General features: G+C 40.4%; 14 protein-coding genes and 2 pseudogenes. 10 read left to right on the top strand and 6 right to left on the bottom strand.

Going from position 1 to position 16625, the window contains the following annotated elements; all coding sequences use genetic code 11:
* Positions 1-4: 4 nt before the first annotated feature.
* Entirely contained in the window at positions 5-901 is an 897-nt protein-coding gene (gene menA, locus RMY64_RS10560) for a 2-carboxy-1,4-naphthoquinone phytyltransferase (protein ID WP_322699993.1), read from the bottom strand.
* A gap of 310 nt (positions 902-1211) precedes the next feature.
* Between menA and RMY64_RS10555 the strand changes: the two genes are divergently transcribed.
* From RMY64_RS10555 to RMY64_RS10540, 4 genes and pseudogenes are all read left to right on the top strand, one after another.
* Complete coding sequence (locus tag RMY64_RS10555; RefSeq protein WP_322699992.1) at positions 1212-2627, top strand: isochorismate synthase MenF; 1416 nt, start codon at positions 1212-1214, stop codon at positions 2625-2627.
* 19 nt (positions 2628-2646) lie between these two features.
* A pseudogene (locus RMY64_RS10550) lies at positions 2647-3063 on the top strand (element excision factor XisH family protein).
* On the top strand, positions 3051-3386 hold the full coding sequence (locus RMY64_RS10545; RefSeq protein WP_322684672.1) for a XisI protein: 336 nt from the start codon (positions 3051-3053) through the stop codon (positions 3384-3386). Before RMY64_RS10550 ends, RMY64_RS10545 begins: the two are co-directional and overlap by 13 nt.
* Positions 3387-3400: 14 nt before the next feature.
* A pseudogene (locus RMY64_RS10540) lies at positions 3401-3511 on the top strand (chorismate-binding protein); the annotation flags it as partial.
* A 43-nt stretch (positions 3512-3554) separates the two neighbouring features.
* Here RMY64_RS10540 and RMY64_RS10535 read toward each other — a convergent pair.
* Positions 3555-4505 (bottom strand): L-lactate dehydrogenase, encoded by a 951-nt coding sequence (locus RMY64_RS10535; RefSeq protein ID WP_322699990.1) that lies wholly within the window; start codon positions 4503-4505, stop codon positions 3555-3557.
* Positions 4502-4795 carry a hypothetical protein gene (locus RMY64_RS10530; protein WP_322669636.1) on the bottom strand — a complete coding sequence of 98 codons (294 nt, stop codon included), beginning with the start codon at positions 4793-4795 and terminating at the stop codon, positions 4502-4504. The genes RMY64_RS10535 and RMY64_RS10530 overlap by 4 nt, the downstream gene beginning before the upstream one ends.
* Positions 4796-4890: 95 nt before the next feature.
* On the opposite strand from RMY64_RS10530, the gene RMY64_RS10525 reads away from it, so the two are divergent.
* On the top strand, positions 4891-5400 hold the full coding sequence (locus RMY64_RS10525; RefSeq protein ID WP_322699989.1) for a GNAT family N-acetyltransferase: 510 nt from the start codon (positions 4891-4893) through the stop codon (positions 5398-5400).
* Between the two features lie 783 nt (positions 5401-6183).
* Here RMY64_RS10525 and RMY64_RS10520 read toward each other — a convergent pair.
* A complete protein-coding gene (locus tag RMY64_RS10520) occupies positions 6184-7491 on the bottom strand; it encodes a glutamate-5-semialdehyde dehydrogenase (RefSeq protein ID WP_322699988.1) in 1308 nt (435 codons plus the stop codon).
* 406 nt (positions 7492-7897) lie between these two features.
* On the opposite strand from RMY64_RS10520, the gene RMY64_RS10515 reads away from it, so the two are divergent.
* The 5 genes from RMY64_RS10515 to RMY64_RS10495 all read left to right on the top strand — a co-directional run bounded on the left by RMY64_RS10515 (position 7898) and on the right by RMY64_RS10495 (position 14407).
* A complete protein-coding gene (locus tag RMY64_RS10515; protein ID WP_322699987.1) occupies positions 7898-9886 on the top strand; it encodes a zinc metalloprotease HtpX in 1989 nt (662 codons plus the stop codon).
* Positions 9887-10331: 445 nt separating this feature from the next.
* Positions 10332-10685, top strand: coding sequence for a MetQ/NlpA family ABC transporter substrate-binding protein (locus tag RMY64_RS10510; protein ID WP_322684678.1), 354 nt, complete (start codon positions 10332-10334; stop codon positions 10683-10685).
* Between the two features lie 19 nt (positions 10686-10704).
* Complete coding sequence (locus RMY64_RS10505; protein WP_322699986.1) at positions 10705-12042, top strand: LLM class flavin-dependent oxidoreductase; 1338 nt, start codon at positions 10705-10707, stop codon at positions 12040-12042.
* 287 nt (positions 12043-12329) lie between these two features.
* The gene (locus tag RMY64_RS10500; RefSeq protein ID WP_322699985.1) at positions 12330-13364 is read left to right on the top strand and encodes an aliphatic sulfonate ABC transporter substrate-binding protein; all 1035 of its coding nucleotides are present in this window, start codon (positions 12330-12332) and stop codon (positions 13362-13364) included.
* Between the two features lie 245 nt (positions 13365-13609).
* Positions 13610-14407 carry a class I SAM-dependent methyltransferase gene (locus RMY64_RS10495; protein ID WP_322699984.1) on the top strand — a complete coding sequence of 266 codons (798 nt, stop codon included), beginning with the start codon at positions 13610-13612 and terminating at the stop codon, positions 14405-14407.
* 319 nt (positions 14408-14726) lie between these two features.
* Here RMY64_RS10495 and RMY64_RS10490 read toward each other — a convergent pair whose 3' ends face one another.
* Both RMY64_RS10490 and RMY64_RS10485 read right to left on the bottom strand, forming a co-directional pair.
* Entirely contained in the window at positions 14727-15950 is a 1224-nt protein-coding gene (locus tag RMY64_RS10490; RefSeq protein WP_322699983.1) for a glutathione S-transferase family protein, read from the bottom strand.
* A 3-nt stretch (positions 15951-15953) separates the two neighbouring features.
* The gene (locus tag RMY64_RS10485; RefSeq protein ID WP_322699982.1) at positions 15954-16607 is read right to left on the bottom strand and encodes a class I SAM-dependent methyltransferase family protein; all 654 of its coding nucleotides are present in this window, start codon (positions 16605-16607) and stop codon (positions 15954-15956) included.
* Between the last annotated feature and the right edge of the window lie 18 nt (positions 16608-16625).

The raw sequence follows: 16625 nt of genomic DNA, 5'->3' as shown, positions 1-16625 counted from the left end.
ATTGCTAAAGTATAAATCCCAGTCCAAGCAGCAAGCAAGCCCAGAAATGCACGGCTACGGCAATGAATTTACAGTTACTAACTTTGTCCGGCTGATTGTGATTTTCTTGGACATGGCGGCATAATTTGAAGGCAAAGGGTAAACTTACCCAACTTAGTAATGTCCAAACTGGAAAAATCCCCAATAGCACAAATAGCAAGGTGAGAGGATAAATGCTAGCAGTGAACCAAACTAGGAGTTTGGCCCCTTTTGCTGTTCCTAGACGGACGATAGGCGATCGCTTGCCTGCGGCTATGTCATCCTTAACTTGGTGAAAGTGCGAGCAAAACAAAATTAAGGTTGTGGCAATCCCGACAATCACTGAGGCTGCTAAACTTGTCATTGACCAAGTTTGCGTTTGGCTGTAATATGCTGCCTCCACTGCTAAGGGGCCAAAGGCAAAAAAGCAAATAATCTCGCCTAAACCCTGATATCCTAAGCGAAAGGGAGGCCCTTGGTACGTATAGCCTAAACCACAGCATAGTAAAATAATGCCGATAACAGTTAGGTCATGTTGCCAAAAGGCGATCGCTAGTATGCCCAGCAATCCCAAACCTAAACACAAATTTCCTATCCAAAATATTAATGGCTTATTGCCTGTTAAGTTCACCAGAGAATGGTGCTTATTTTGATCAATACCTGTTTCGGAATCAAACACATCATTACTGATATTTTCCCAGGCAAGAATTAAGATTGCCGCAGCTACAAAAGTAGAAAATACTACAGTATTGAAAGTTTTAGTTTCGGCAAATGCTACTGCTGTTCCCACCCAAATGGGCATAATGGCAACGCTATACATTGGCGGTTTAATCGCTGCCATCCATAACTTAGTGTTGGGATATAAAATTTGCTTGGTAGTCATCAGTTGTGATTAATTAAATTACCGGAATATTACTCACACTTGAGATTTTATGGTTTAAAGAGACGCTAGATATGGGTGATATACAAACAACTGTCACTTTTACTATGGCTTGTTAACCTGGTGTTGTTAATACTCACCCTCACGTTGCAGTCTCAGGCTGAAACTGTCTTATCATAGTCTGAGAACACCACAAATAAGGCAAACCCTACGCTGGTGAAATAGCAACTTAATATGTTACCTGTAAAAATACGACCACGATTAATTACACTTTAGGAAGTTAACTTAAAAAAAATTTACTATCGTTAAATCCATGACAGTTTTACCATGTCGTAGCAACTTCTTTGTAAAGCACAAAGATTTATATCAATTTCTGGTAGCAGTGCAAGAAAAGTGCGTCAAAAATAATTGCAGACAAATTGTCAGTGTTTCCCAAGAAATTGATTTAGTTGACCCTTTACTTGTATTAGATAAACTTACACAAGCAAATGAAATAAATTTTTACTTTGAGGACAGAGGTAAAGGAGAAGCGATCGCAGCAATTGATGCTGTAGCAAAATTACAGATTGATGGCTCAGACCGTTTTAATCAAGCAGAATATTTTATCAAATCTTGTCTAAAAAATATAATTAATTTTGGTAACGCAAACCAACCTTTTTCTGGGCCTCACTTTTTTTGTTATTTCAGCTTTTTTGATAAAAATGCCCAAGTAGATTATCCATTTCCATCTGCTACCATTTTTCTTCCACGTTGGCAAGTAGCTGTCAAAAATCAGCGTTGCATATTAGTAACAAATATAATTATCAATCCAAATGTAAATATTGAAAGATTGTTGGAGAAAATTCAAAATAAAATTGAATTTATCCAAACTTTAGAAAATTACTCTACTAATATTGATTATTTTTCTAGAAACTTATATAAAAAATCTCTCACAAATGCTGCCCAATTTAAACGTTCAGTAGTATCTGCTTTAGAAAAAATTCAGTCTAGTCATTTAAGCAAAATTGTATTAGCAGATATATTAGATGTAAAATCAAGCAACAACTTTAGCTTAGTTAAATCATTAAATAATCTTAGACAAAACCATCCTAATTGTTATATTTTTTCTACAAGTAATGGCAAAGGACAAAATTTTATTGGTGCAAGTCCAGAAAGATTAATTAGTATTAATAATCAACAGTTAATCACTGATGCTTTAGCTGGTTCTGCACCACGAGGTAAAACCCCTGCTGAAGATGCAGCTAATGCTAATCGCTTACTAAATAGTGAAAAAGAAAAGCATGAACATTCCCTAGTGCTTAATTTCATTACACAACGACTATGCCAACTAGGCTTATTACCGCAAATATTAGCACCCCGATTGCGACAATTATCGAATATCCAGCATTTATGGACACCAATCAGTGCTATGGTTCCCGCTGACATACACCCATTGAAGATTGTCGGACAATTGCATCCTACGCCAGCCGTTGCAGGTGCAGCACAAGATGTAGCTTGTGCCGAAATTCGTCGTTATGAAAGCTTCGAGAGAGGTTTATATGCTGCACCTCTGGGTTGGATAGATTCTCAGGGTAACTGTGAGTTTATTGTGGGAATTCGTTCAGCATTGATTGATGGCGATCGCGCCAGATTGTATGCTGGTGCTGGTATTGTGGCTGGCTCCGATCCTGACAAGGAGTTTGCAGAGGTGCAGCTTAAGCTTCAGGCATTACTGAAAGCATTAGTTTAAAGTTAATTACTAATCTTGTATGCCAGCTAAAGATATTTACCACAATTCTGTTAGAAACGCTCTTGAAAAAGAGAGTTGGCATATTACCAACGATCCATTTATCTTAAGATGGGGTGCAAGAGATTTATATATTGATTTAGGTGCCCAAAAGCTAATAGCAGCAGAGAAAAGCGGACAGAAAATAGCAGTAGAAGTTAAAAGCTTTATCGGTGCTTCTCCAGTAACCGATTTAGAAAAGGCTCTGGGACAATATATTTTATACTACGATATTCTCAGTCGCTTATAACCAGACCGCCGCTTGTATCTTGCTATTCGTCAACAAACATACTTAGAATTATTTCAAGAACCAATTGGTAAGATATTGATAGAAAATCAGCGTCTTTGTTTACTCGTCTTCGATTCAGAACTAGAGGTGATTCTAAAATGGATACCTTAGATAATTATCGCCAAATAATTGAAAAAATATTAACTGAATATGCCCAACTTCCTTACGCTCATGGAGAACTAGAAAGACAGCTAATTATTGATGAAAATGCAAACCATTACCTACTACTCACACTTGGCTGGGAAAACAAACAACGAGTACATGGGTGCCTTGTCCACGTTGATATTATCAACGATAAAATTTGGATTCAAAGAGATGGTACTGAAGATGGTATTGCTAACGAATTCGTCAGTGTCGGCATTCCTAGAGATCGTATCGTTCTAGCCTTTCAACCTACTGAAGTAAGAAAGTATACTGATTTTGCTGTTACATAAATTTTAAATCTAGCGATCGCGTGAGATTGTATGCTGGTGCTGGTATCGTGGCTGGCTCCGATCCTCACAAAGAGTTTGCAGAGGTGCAACTTAAACTTCAAGCTTTACTTAAAGCCTTAGTTTGACATTCAAAAAAGGGCGTTTTTAAACAGACTATTTGAGTTGATTTTAATTATCCAAAGAATTGTAGGCTTCATTCAGTTTGGCGGCTGACTCTTCTAATAAACGTTGTTCATGAGTATTTCTTGGTAACACCAGTTGGCGCTCAATACCTTGGGCGCTAATGATACATGGAAGTCCAAGAACAACTTCATTGCCAACTCCATAGTTAAAATCTGCTCTGGCCGATACTGGAAATATCTGCTTTTCATCTCGCAGGATGGTATCAACTAACTGACAAACTACTATTGATATGCCATAGCTAGTATTTCCTTTACGTTTAGAAATGTTATAACCTCGTTTACGGGTTAACTCTGCGTACTCTTGCTGAATTTGTTCCAGCGTTGCTCTTTGTGGTATAGGAAATTCAGCTAACAAAATTCCCCCAATAAATGCACTAGACCAAACGACAAATTCACTGTCTCCATGCTCTCCAATCACATAAACATGAACGTCTTGTTTACTAACGTTCAGTCGCTTACCAAGTTGATATCTTAGTCTAGCAGTATCAAGAACGGTTCCCGAACCCAAAATTAGGTTTTCTGCTCTAGTGGAACTGGCGATCGCAATCCGTGTTAGTACATCCACTGGATTGCTAACGATAAGTACGATTGAATTCGGTGCAACTCGATCCAATTCTTTCATCGTCGAACGCACAATCTCTGCATTATCGTTCAATATATCTAATCGGCTTTGTCCTTCTTTTTGCCGCACCCCAACAGTCACGACAATCACATCAGAATCAGCTAAATCTTCATACTGATTTGACGCTATAATTTCCATGTCTTTAAGTAAAGGAATGGTATCTTCAATATCCCATGCTTGCCCCTCAGCTTTTGATAAAGTTCGGTCAAAAAGGACGACTGTTACACATTTACCGAGTAGCACTAAAGCATTTGCTACATTTGCACCCACATTACCCGCACCAATAATACCGACCTTGGATATTTTGCTACTCATGCCAAATCTATTTTTTTGTAACTGGCCTGATAGGTTAATGTTAACTCTAGAACTAACCGTTTCGAGTCAAGATTCTTGAAGCGATCGCTTCGTCTCAAAGATTTGATATGTTGACGTAAGAGAGAATTGATAAGTGTTTTGTGTTCGACACCCTGGAATTGAAACCAAGCTATCATATCTGGATCAATCTGAATTAAGTTCTGTGCTTCAGTTGCTGGCAATCTCAACATTGCCTTCTCGAAAAACTCATCGTTTAATAATGGAATATTCAGAATAATCAACATCGTCATCTGACATCGATTTCAATGCTTCCCAATTAGCATGTGAGATATTGTTCAAATCGTTGGCGCTCATTATGTTTTAGTTTCAGTATCGTAGATGCTTTATGAAAATCGAAGTGGTAAAAGCTACTCAACAACAGAAGTCAGTGCTGTGTAATTTAATGGAACTATACCAGTATGACCTGAGTGAGATAGAAGCTAAAGATGTAGATAGCTGCGGCTTGTTTGGTTATCAATATCTTGATTACTATTGGACAGAACCTGAGCGACATCCATTTCTAGTTGAAGTTGACGAGAAACTGGCAGGGTTTATACTTATTAATCAGCACACCTATCTTTATCAAAATAACAATGCTATGTCTATTGCTGAGTTCTTTATCCTCAAGAAATATCGAAGTCAGGGTATTGGTGAACAGGTAGCTACTCAAATTTTTGACCAGTTTCCTGGCAATTGGGAGGTACGGCAGACTGCTTTTAACTTAGGTGCACAAGCCTTTTGGAGCAAGGTAATTAGTCAATACACTAATGGAGCTTTTAACGAGGTTTTATTAAATGATGATCGATGGCATGGCTCAATTAAAACTTTTGACAACTCAGATAAACTATTAACATAAAATATATACCGATTTATCTAGTCTATTTATAGTGAGACTCATTGATTCGATTACCGCATCATATTCTGTATATAAAATCCAAGTAAGCCACCCAATATTAAAATAAATGTATTACTAATCAACCCCAAAATATTAAAGCCGTTATAAACATTGAACTTAGCTGCTGATGAGACTAATTTTTGTAAATTGGGAAAAACAAATGCTAAAGATACAATTGCAGCAGGAGTAACACAAACTATAATTACATCCTGGAGAACTGTAACTTTGTTTAAATTAGCTCTGAGAATGACGCAAATAGCTGCAAATTAAATTTGTACGATAAAAGGAATAAAATAACCAACAATCGACCAAGGATTGATTAGTAATTCACTTAATGTTCCCCAAAAATTGATAAATATATTTATAAAAAAGGCTAAAAATGTTAAGTGAATATGCATCATTACATAGAAGATAATATAGGAATCCGGTTTGATTTTTGAAACGATCTACGTAGTCAGGGAATAGGGTACAGGAAAGAAGGCTTTCTAAGATGTACTGAGTTTTTTCAGAAATCAAATATGAGTCCTATAGTAAATTCGTAAAATATGCATAAACTTATGCAAAGTAGTAATCCGATTGAAAAATCTAAAAGCAATGGTTCAGTCATGAGTTTTTTTAAATGATGATTGATGCCATGTCTCAATTAAAAATTTTGATAACTTAAATAAACTATTAATATAAAAAATACACCGATTTATCCGGTGTATTTTTAGCGTTACTAAAGCCCATAATTTGGAGAATCTTTTACACTAAATCCTGATGAGTAAAAGCTTTAGCATTCGCCCCGGTGTAAGTAGCCACAATATGACCATCGCCAGTCATTTGATATTTATATGTAACTAATCCTTCTAAACCAACGGGGCCGCGGGGAGGCATTTGTTGCGTACTAATTCCTACTTCTGCACCGAAACCATAGCGGAAGCCATCAGCAAATCGGGTAGAACAATTGTGGAATATATTCGCTGAATTTACTAGTCCAAAGAAAGTTTCAACAGATGCTGGATCTTCAGAGATAATGGCATCGGTATGACGAGAACCATATTCGTTAATATGTGCGATCGCATCTTCTATAGAGTCTACAATCTTTATCGATAAAATAAAATCGCTGTATTCTGTTTCCCAGTCTATCTCTGTTGCAGGTACGATGTTAGGTAAAATTTTCAAGGTGTGTCGATCGCCTCTTAATTCTACATGGCGTTCTTCCAAAGCCTTAGCAACTTTTGGTAAAAATTCTGTAGCAATTGATTGGTGAACTAGCAAAGTTTCAATTGCATTACAAACAGCAGGATATTGTGCTTTAGCATCGACGGTAATCGGAACTGCTTTAGAAATATCGGCGGCTTTATCTATATAAAGATGACAAATTCCGTCGGCGTGACCTAGTACCGGAATCCGAGTATTTTCCTGTACAAATCTGACAAAGGAATTAGAACCTCTAGGAATAATTAAATCTACATATTTATCTAATTTCAAAAGTTCTAGAGTTTCTTCTCTAGTTGTGAGCAACTGTACCACATCTGGATTAACAGCAGTTTGCGATAATCCTTGTTTAATAGCTTTAACTATCGCTTCACAAGAACGTACTGCTTCCTTTCCACATTTAAGAATTACACCATTTCCAGATTTGATTGCTAAAGAAACAATTTGAATCGCTGCTTCTGGACGTGCTTCAAAAATAATTCCCAAAACACCTAAAGAACAGGTGATACGCTTCAGAACTAAGCCAGTGTCAAGTTCGCGGTGAATCTGCACTTTACCAATTGGATCGGCTAGCTTACCAACATCTCGTACTCCAGCGATCGCATCTCTTAATTTATGTTCATCCAACTGCAAGCGTTTATAAAGTGGTTGGGGAATTCCTTCGGCGCTAGCAGCTTTACAATCAGCAATATTTGCTTGTAAAATTTCATCTCTAGCTGATTCTAAAGCTTCTGCGATCGCCACAAGTGCCTGATTTTTTGCCTCAGTAGAGAGAATCGCTAGCTTACTTGCAGCTTGGCGGGTTTGTCCAGCGATCGCAGTTAGGGGAGAAGCAATATCAAAAATAGTCATAGTACAAATCTTTACTTTTTCCTCATCTTATCAATCTCAGGTTATGTTCATCATTCGTCTTCCTCCAATCGGGTGAACCATTTGGGTAATCAATAATTACTCTAATCGGGTGAAGTAAGGCTGGGTTGAAAACATGTATTCTCTAAATATCAACACGGACAAAGAGGTAGTAAGTTTACCGCAGCAAAAATATTATAAGTATTATTACAGGTTTTATTTGAAAGTCTTAAACATGATTTATGCGTTCCCCAGGCTAGAGAGACATAGTAATATATGTTTCTCTAGTCTTTTACTTAAGTAGATATTTTATACTGTTATTAATTAAATTTTTACGAAATTGCAGTGACATCGCTGGATCTATTGAGTATTGATAGATCAAATACCACTCCTTTAGTAGGGAGATCCTATGTCATTGCAATCTGCATTAAATGCCTTAAACCAAAAACGTTATCAAGAAGCGGCTGAATTACTCGAACAATTCTGCCGCGATTGCGCTGAACACAATTCCTCAGATTATCTTTCAGCACAGATGTGGCTGATGAAAGCTTATCAAGCCATAGGCGAAACCGAAAAAGCCAAGGCCTTGTGTCAAAAGTTAATCATGAGTGAAAATCCCCAGGTTCGCAGTTGGGCAGAACAAGCCAATCAATCCTTGGGCCAAACACCATCTAACGTTAGCCGAAAAGCTGGTCGCGCTGCTACGACTGGGATGAAATTAGCGATGGGGGGAGTGGGTGGTAGTTTGGCGTTAGCTTCTGGTGTCACCATGACCTTGCTGTTTGGCATGGTGTTGGCTTTAGGTTTGAGCTTAGTATTTATTTTGGGTAGCGATAATCCACTCCAAGGATTAGCGATCGCAATTGGTATTACCCTAGTTTTTAATATCGCCGCCTTTTTCATATCTCCATTCATCATGGACTTAACTCAAGGCTGGCTTTACCAAACTCGCTGGGTAGAGTTGGCAGAAGTTGAAACCCTCAGTCCAGAGACAGCTAAAGTTATTCGCCAAGTCTGCGAGCAGAAAAAGCTGAAAACGCCGCGTTTGGGAATTATTAATGACCAAAATCCCACAGCTTTTACTTATGGCTCATTGCCAAACAGCGCTCGTTTAGTCGTCAGTCAAGGACTTTTCACATACCTCGATGACGATGAAATTGCTACCGTCTACGCTCACGAATTGGGGCACATCGTCCACTGGGATTTTGCAGTGATGACAGTAGCTTCTACCTTAGTACAAATTTGTTACTTGATTTACAGTACAGCCAGAAGATTTGGGCGTGGTGGTGGCGATAGCAAAATTAAAGATGCGATGCAAACTGCTGCCTTAGTTGCTTACGTGTTTTATGTCGTCGGTACTTATCTAGTGCTGTACCTCTCTCGCACACGAGAATATTTTGCTGACCACTTTGCAGCCGAAAGTACGGGTAATCCCAATGGATTGTCCCGCGCTTTGGTGAAGATTGCTTATGGAATTTTAGAAGAAGGTTCGCGCACACAAGAACCCAGCCGTTTAATTGAAGGAACTCGCGCCTTGGGTATATATGACCATAAAGCCGCCGCTTCCACAGGAACCGCCTACCGCATTGCATCCGATACGCAAAAAATCGGTCGCGTCTTTCTGTGGGATATGTTTAACCCTTGGGGCTGGTGGATGGAGTTAAATTCCACTCATCCCTTGACAGGGAAACGAGTTCGTGCATTGAGCAACTATGCCGAACAATTGGGTTTACCGACTGAGTTTGATATGGGGCGAGTTATTGGAGAAGGAAAAACTCTTAATAAAAGTAGGCTTTACGGCAACTTCTTTTTAGATGTTGTATTGTACGGTGCTGAAACAATTGGTTTCTTCGTTGGCTTAGTAATGGCTGTGATTTTGTTGTCAAGTTCGCAAAACACAGGTTTAGTATTGGGTGCGCCACTAATTGGCTTAGGAATCGGAATTCTCATCAAAGCTTTGGTGATGTTCCCCGACTACAAGCAAGCACCAAAAACCGATATTCTCACCCTGATGTCAGACCCTTATGCCAGTCCGTTGCGTGGACAACCTGCAAAACTTGAAGGTCAACTAATTGGTCGTGGCGACGCTGGTTATAAATTTGGTTCCGATTTAAAAATTCAGGATCGTAGCGGAATGCTTTATCTGCATTACGCCTCACGCTTTGGCCCTATCGGCAATTTCCTGTTTGGGATGAAGCGAGTCCAAAGCTTGATAGGCGAACAAGTTGGGGCTGTAGGTTGGTTCCGTCGAGGTGTTGCGCCTTGGATGGATTTAATTCAACTCCAGAGCGAAAATGGCACTATCGTCAACAGTTACCATCGCTTCTGGTCATTCATCCTTGGCGGTGGATCGATTATCCTGGGAGTGGTCTTGATTATGTTTTTGAGCCGCAGCTAGCAAAGTTTCTAGGCTGCTGTCAAAGCATTTCTCAGTCCATCCAAGCTTTAATTTGTCAGGAGGTGGTTAGTAACTGCCTCCTTTTTTAATGCCACTTATAAATTCAATTCACGAAAACCCTGATATATATAAATTTACCTAAAACAGCAAGAAGGCTCACACTGAACCCGATCGGGTTCAGTGTTGAGATGAATTGCGTTTTTTATCCTCACCTATGCAAATCTTATCGTATACTACTATAAGTCTACCGATTTACAGCATATTAATACTAGGTGCAAAAATAGATGGCAGGAGCCACAAACTTTATCGAGATTATTGCAAATATTAAGCCATTACTGTTTCATCCCGACGTGTTAACAATCAATTACCCAACTTCCTAGAGGGTATTAAAAAAGGTTCTTCAGTACGTGTTATGCCAATTATTAGTTAAATATCAAAAATAATCTTGAAAACAAAGGTAAAAAGGCAAAATCAGTGCCAAAACCCTAACCTGAAACACATCGACTTCATCAATTTACAAATTAAGGAGTTAGACAATTACGCTATTTTTAGAGCCTTAGACGATCTAGATTTAGCTGTGATATCTGCATCCTTCCTTGTGCAAGCAAAGGTATCTCTAAACCCCATTGTGTTAGACGAGATTGGCATAGCTAACAAAAATTATGCGGTGGGTTTAGCAACTGTACAATCGAAAGCAAATGATTCCAACATCCAAAAATTAAATCAATTGGTTGTCGATCGCAAATTGAAAGACTATATCAATAACTATTTCAAGGGGACGATCGCACCTGTATTTTAAATCCCGATCCGGAGGGCTAATGAGTAAATCGAAGCAATTAAAACTAGGTGCTTTTATGCGCCCGGTAAGCATACATACAGGCGCTTGGCGCTATCCTGGGGCTTTGCCTGACGCTAATTTTAACTTTCCAGCACTGAAACGATTCATCCAGAAATTAGAGCAAGGCAAGTTTGACGCATTCTTTATGGCTGACCACTTAGCGGTGCTGAATATGCCAATCAACGCACTCAAGCGCAGCCATACTGTCACATCCTTTGAACCTTTTACCCTGCTTTCTGCCCTCGCCAGTGTCACCGAACACATTGGGCTAGTAGCCACCGCTTCCACGACCTATGACCAGCCTTACCACATCGCTCGCCGCTTCGCGTCTCTCGACCATATTAGTGGCGGTCGCGCTGGCTGGAACATCGTCACCACAGCCAATCCAGATGCAGCGCTCAACTTTGGATTAGAAGAAGAGATAGAGCATGATGAACGCTATCGGCGGGCTAGAGAATTTTATGATGTTGTCACGGGTCTTTGGGATTCCTTTGCTGACGATGCGTTTATTCGAGATGTGGAAGCCGGGATTTATTTTGACCCTGCAAAGCTTCACGTTCTGAATCATCAGGGAAAATATCTCTCGGTGCGAGGGCCATTGAACATCGCCAGACCTGTCCAAGGCTGGCCGGTAATCGTTCAGGCAGGCGCATCCGAAGCCGGACGGCAATTAGCTGCCGAAACCGCCGAGGCTGTGTTTGCACCTGCGGGTAATCTGGAAGCTGGCAAAGCTTTATTTGCAGACATTAAGGGACGGGCACGGACAATTGGACGTGACCCAGACAGTATAAAAATCCTTCCAGGTGCTTTAGTCGTTGTGGGGGAAACCGTTGCCGAGGCACAGGCAAAGCGTGTTTATTTAGATAGCCTCGTACATTATGACAGTGGAATTTCCAGCTTAAATAGTGCGCTTGGCTACGACGTTTCAGGTTTTGATCCAGACGGCCCCTTGCCAGAAATCCCACCGACTAACGCTGGTCACTCTTCACGAGAAAGAGTAATAGCCTTAGCGCAACGCGAGAATTTGACGATTCGACAACTGGCGCAACGTGTTGGCAGTTATGGCGGACTGGCTTTCGTTGGTACACCCCAAACCATCGCCGATCAGATGGAAAAGTGGCTGTTTGAGGAAGGCTCTGACGGTTTCAACATCATGTTCCCTTATCTTCCTGAAGGGTTGAACGATTTCGTAGATAAGGTTGTGCCAGAACTCCAACGCCGTGGGATTTTCCGCAAAGAGTATGAGGGTACAACGCTGCGTGAAAATCTCGGTCTGGCGCGCCCTGCTAATCGCTTCTTCCAGACTAGTCTGGTGTAAACTGCGATCGCGCTAGTATCACACCTATTGTTTCTTTTTTTTACCACTTGCATCAATAGCACCGTCATCCTCGCTGCTTGATTTTTAAATTAGCTTGTGGTAAAGTTCGTGCAATTATAATCTACTGTAACTTGGTCAAGTTGCAGTAGATTGTTTAGATGAGAGAGTTAGCAAACAAAGTCTAACCGCAAAATAAAAAATTTCCCATCTTGAACTTTTACATCATTCCAAAATCAGTTTTTTAATTAAAGCCTGTATTTTAAACCCCAGAAAATTGGTAATACATCATGGTAGCAATATCTAGAAAACGCAACTTTCTAATTTTATTAGTAGCTGGAATATTTACTCTCTCCACAACTTTAGTAAGTTGTAAAGCACCAGATACACGAGAAAAGGCAGCAGTTGCAGCTCCTAGTGGCATTAAGACAAAATTATTAAGAATTGGCTATTTTACTGCTGCGGATATCACCAAAAGTAGACAAGTTTTAGAGAAACGCTTGAATCCCTTGGGTATTCAAGTGCAGTGGGCGCAATTTACAGCTGGGCCACAGCTTTTAGAAGCAATAAATGTCGGCAGTTTGGATGTCGGTGCTGTTGGTGAAACTCCACCCATATTTGCCCAAGCAACTGGTATTCCTTTTGTTCTTCTTGCTAATACTATACCGGGTAGTGGTGAAGGTTCGGCGATCGTAGTACCGGAAGACTCCCCCATCAAAACTATAGCTGATTTAAAAGGTAAGGGAATTGCCTTTCAAAGAGCTACCGCTAGTCAATACTTTGTGGTTAAAGCTTTACAAGAAGGAGGACTAGAGCTAAAAGATGTCAAACATCTCAATCTGATAGCACCAGAAACTCGTGCAGCATTATCGCGTAAAAGCATTGATGCAGCTGTGCTAAGTGACCCCCACCTGGCTATATTTCAGAGAACGGAAAAAGTTCGGATTCTTCGTAATGCTAAAGGACTTTCAACCCAAGGAGGCTATTGGATAGCTGCACGTAGCTTCGTGAAAGAGAACCCTGAGCTAATAAAAATTGTCCTTGAAGAAGTCTACAAATTAGGCAATTGGTCTAAAGCAAATACGCGAGAAGTTGCCGAAATTGTCGGGCGTGATACCAAGCTTGATTTACCAACCTTAGAAACAATAGTCAAGCGTCGGCGTTTTGGCATCAGACCGATTACCGATAAGGTTATAGCAGGACAGCAAGAGATATCTGACTTGTTCTATAAGCAAAAATTCATCACTAAAAAGATTAATGTCAAGGATGTAACACTTACTCCTGAAGAATATGCTGCTATACTCCCGGCAGAAATCAAGCCCTGAGCATTTGCAGTCAAAAGAGGCAAGGGAGCAGGGGGCGGGGGGCAGGGGGAAAGACACTAGACGGAGCTTGTACTTTGCCCCAGTTCAAGCGGAATTTGTAATTGGGGAAAAGGGAACGAGGAACAGTTTCGTAGGGTGTATTATCGGTGTTCTCGTTATGCACCGCAAATCTTGGTGGTGACTAGAGCTAATTTATATAAGCGCATCCTACTTAACTATGAATCAATATGAAAATCTAAAATTCAATGACAGATGAAACAAGTCAGTTAAGAACCACTTTTGATCGAGTAGCACTGTTGTATGACCAAGTTCGACCAGGATATCCAGAAGCGCTTTTTGACGATGTGGTGTCTCTTTCAGAAATCACTCCAAACGGAAGGATATTAGAGATTGGTTGTGGTACTGGTCAGGCAACTGTGCCCTTTGCCCGCCGAGGTTATCGTATACTCTGTATTGAGTTGGGTGAGAATCTTGCTACGGTTGCCCAAAAAAATCTGGCTGCTTATCCGCAAGTAGAAGTGCGTAACACCGCTTTTGAGGATTGGGCGATCCAAGAAAATGCTTTTGATTTAGTGATTTCGGCGACTGCTTTCCACTGGCTTGACCTAAGTATTGCTTACAAAAAAACGGATCTTGCCCTCACATCTAAAGGAGCGATCGCGCTATTTTGGAATGAACACGTATATAGTGATGCTAGTAATGGCTTCTTTGAAGAAGTACAGGAGCTATATCAAAGTTTAGCTCCTCAACTGGTTAAAGACGATGAGCCTCCTTTGCGCGAACAGAAAGTCCCTAATAAAACAGCTGAGATTGAGCAAACAGGTTTGTTTGGTGAAGTAATTTATCGCTCTTATCGATGGGATACAACATACAACAGTGCAAGTTATCTCAATCTCTTAAATACTTACTCCGGTCATATAAATTTAGATCGCATTACAAAAGCGCGTTTTTTTGATGCGATCGCTGAATTAATTCATACCAAGTTCAATGGTCAAATTACTAAAGGTTACTTAACTACTTTATACGTAGCCCACCGATTGTAATCTTATTTAAATCATTTTGCAGATATGATTAAACAGTTATAGCAAGGGACTGGGGATTGGGTGAAAAGTCTTGTTGTGTCTAAGTTTTATCATCTGTTAATGTCCTAACCACGAAGGCTTGTGCTATACGTTTTGTAAGGGGGACTGTTACCCCAACACAAACACTTGTTGTATATGAGATTTTAAACCCCTTGAGTAGGATATTCAGTTTTCGGCTCCTATCACAGCTAACTCGTCGGAATTGCAAACTCTGTTCGATTTCATTGCTATAGGAGCAAGTGAGCGCGATCGCATCCAGCCTTCAGCAACGCCCACAAAATTAATAAACAGAAGTCAACAATTTATCGATCGCAGCCCGAAACGCTGTTGCTGCACCAGCGCTCATATCACGAGGAGCGCAGATGCGATTTCTTAAATATGCGAAAGTAATAGCACCCACAGCAGCGAAGATGGAATCAACGCTGCTATTTTTACCACCAGTCCTTCCACCTGGTAAAGTTGCACCATTGCCATGAATCAGATAATCAGCTAGTTGTCGCAGGTGAAAATCAACAGCGTCCTTAACTGTGGTAAAATCACCGTCTGCGGCTATTGCTTGGACTCCAGAATTTTTGATAATATCTGCGATCGCAACTTCCCGATTATCGCTCAATCTCTCAGCCGCTTCGGCACGATATTGAATTTTCTCACTATCTGCCACATCCAGAGGTAAAGGATTTCCAATCGGTTCTACACCCCATCTGCGACGCAACAATAAATTATTGGTGATATTATCCGACTTTACCCTGTGATAAGCAGGACGCTGATTAAGTGCGTCAAACCAAGCATTGATTCGAGGAAAGCGAGGATTCCCTTTGAGATGATATCCTCGATATACAGGTAAATTAGCCGCCAATCTATCTAGATGGGGGCTATACACAATATCAACTAAGCTAAATGTACTGACAAAGTAGGAGCCAGGGTATTTAGCCAAAGCTTGCTCAAGTTCATCTAACTTCGCCTCAAACGCTGTTTGTAAGTTAGCCAACTCATCAGCATCTACAGGTGCTTCTCTCAGAAATTTGTAAGCAATCTCTTTAAAACCGTTAGTCTCAGCTTCTTCAACCAACTGCCTAGCAACAGCGTTTTCCTCTGAATTCTCAGGCAATAATGCTGGATGTGGAAACCTTTCTTCTAAAGCCAAGAGAATATCTTTAGATTCATATACTAAATTACCCTCAATTTTGGCTGCTGGGACAAGGGTTGTGGGAACTAGGTCAGTGTACCATTTAGGTTTATTACTTAAATCAATAAACTCCGTTGCAAAGGGAATTTCCTTTTCTTCCAGAGCAAACCAAACTCGTTCGCAGAAAGGACACCAGGAATTAGTATCTCGATAAAGCAAGACTGACGGTTCTGTGTTTGGCGGAAGTTTATCTAAACTGCTGGGTATTGGTGCAGTAGAAGGAGATTGTCCTGTCCTCTTTACCCTACGCGCAGAGGTATTTTTTCTAGCAGTTTCTAAAACTTCTTCCCAAGTTGATACTGTGTTTTGAATTGACATTTTTTACCTCGCTTTACTAGGAATGCCGGAAAACACAAATAACTGTTGCTCTTTAGGTGCAGCCAAGTTTTCACCAAGGTATCGATGAAGACCAACACCCATATCTCCTGTAGCCGTAAGCTTGAAGTTTACTTCCTCAAATCCAGATGCACTTAAAATTTTTCGTACATTGTCAGAGTAGGTAATACCGTTGGAGTGTCCACGAGTCCAAATGACAAAAGCACCCGGTTTACTCAGAAAACTCAGGTTATCTGATAAGCGATTGAGTTCAGCTTCCTCAAGATTGCCAAAGACACCACACACAATCACAATATCTGCTGGTACTGCTCCTACATAGTTAGTGGCAAGAGTTGCATCACCATTGATAATCTCAATTTGCTTGGCTAAACCCAAAGACTCTATAGTTGCTCGTCCACGCTCAACTAGATTTGAATTTATTTCAACCAGTCGTGCAGAAACATTCTTCGCACGGGCGTGATTTTTTAAAGTTCCTAATAAATCTCGTCCATCACCCGCGCAAACACTTACGACACGGATAGTTCCAGATGGCGACGCATTCAAGCTGTAAGCAATATATTCCTGCACGATTTCTAGACGCTGCTGCAATTTTGGCTCAGTGTCGTATAGGTCGTGCCATTCATACCAATCTTTTGGCATAAGGCGTGATTCCCGTTT

Origin of the sequence: Nostoc sp. DedQUE08 (assembly GCF_034530895.1) — a bacterium.
Taxonomy (GTDB): Bacteria; Cyanobacteriota; Cyanobacteriia; order Cyanobacteriales; family Nostocaceae; genus Nostoc.
Note: the sequence above shows the minus strand (reverse complement) of the source record. Positions and strands in the feature narration are given on the sequence as shown.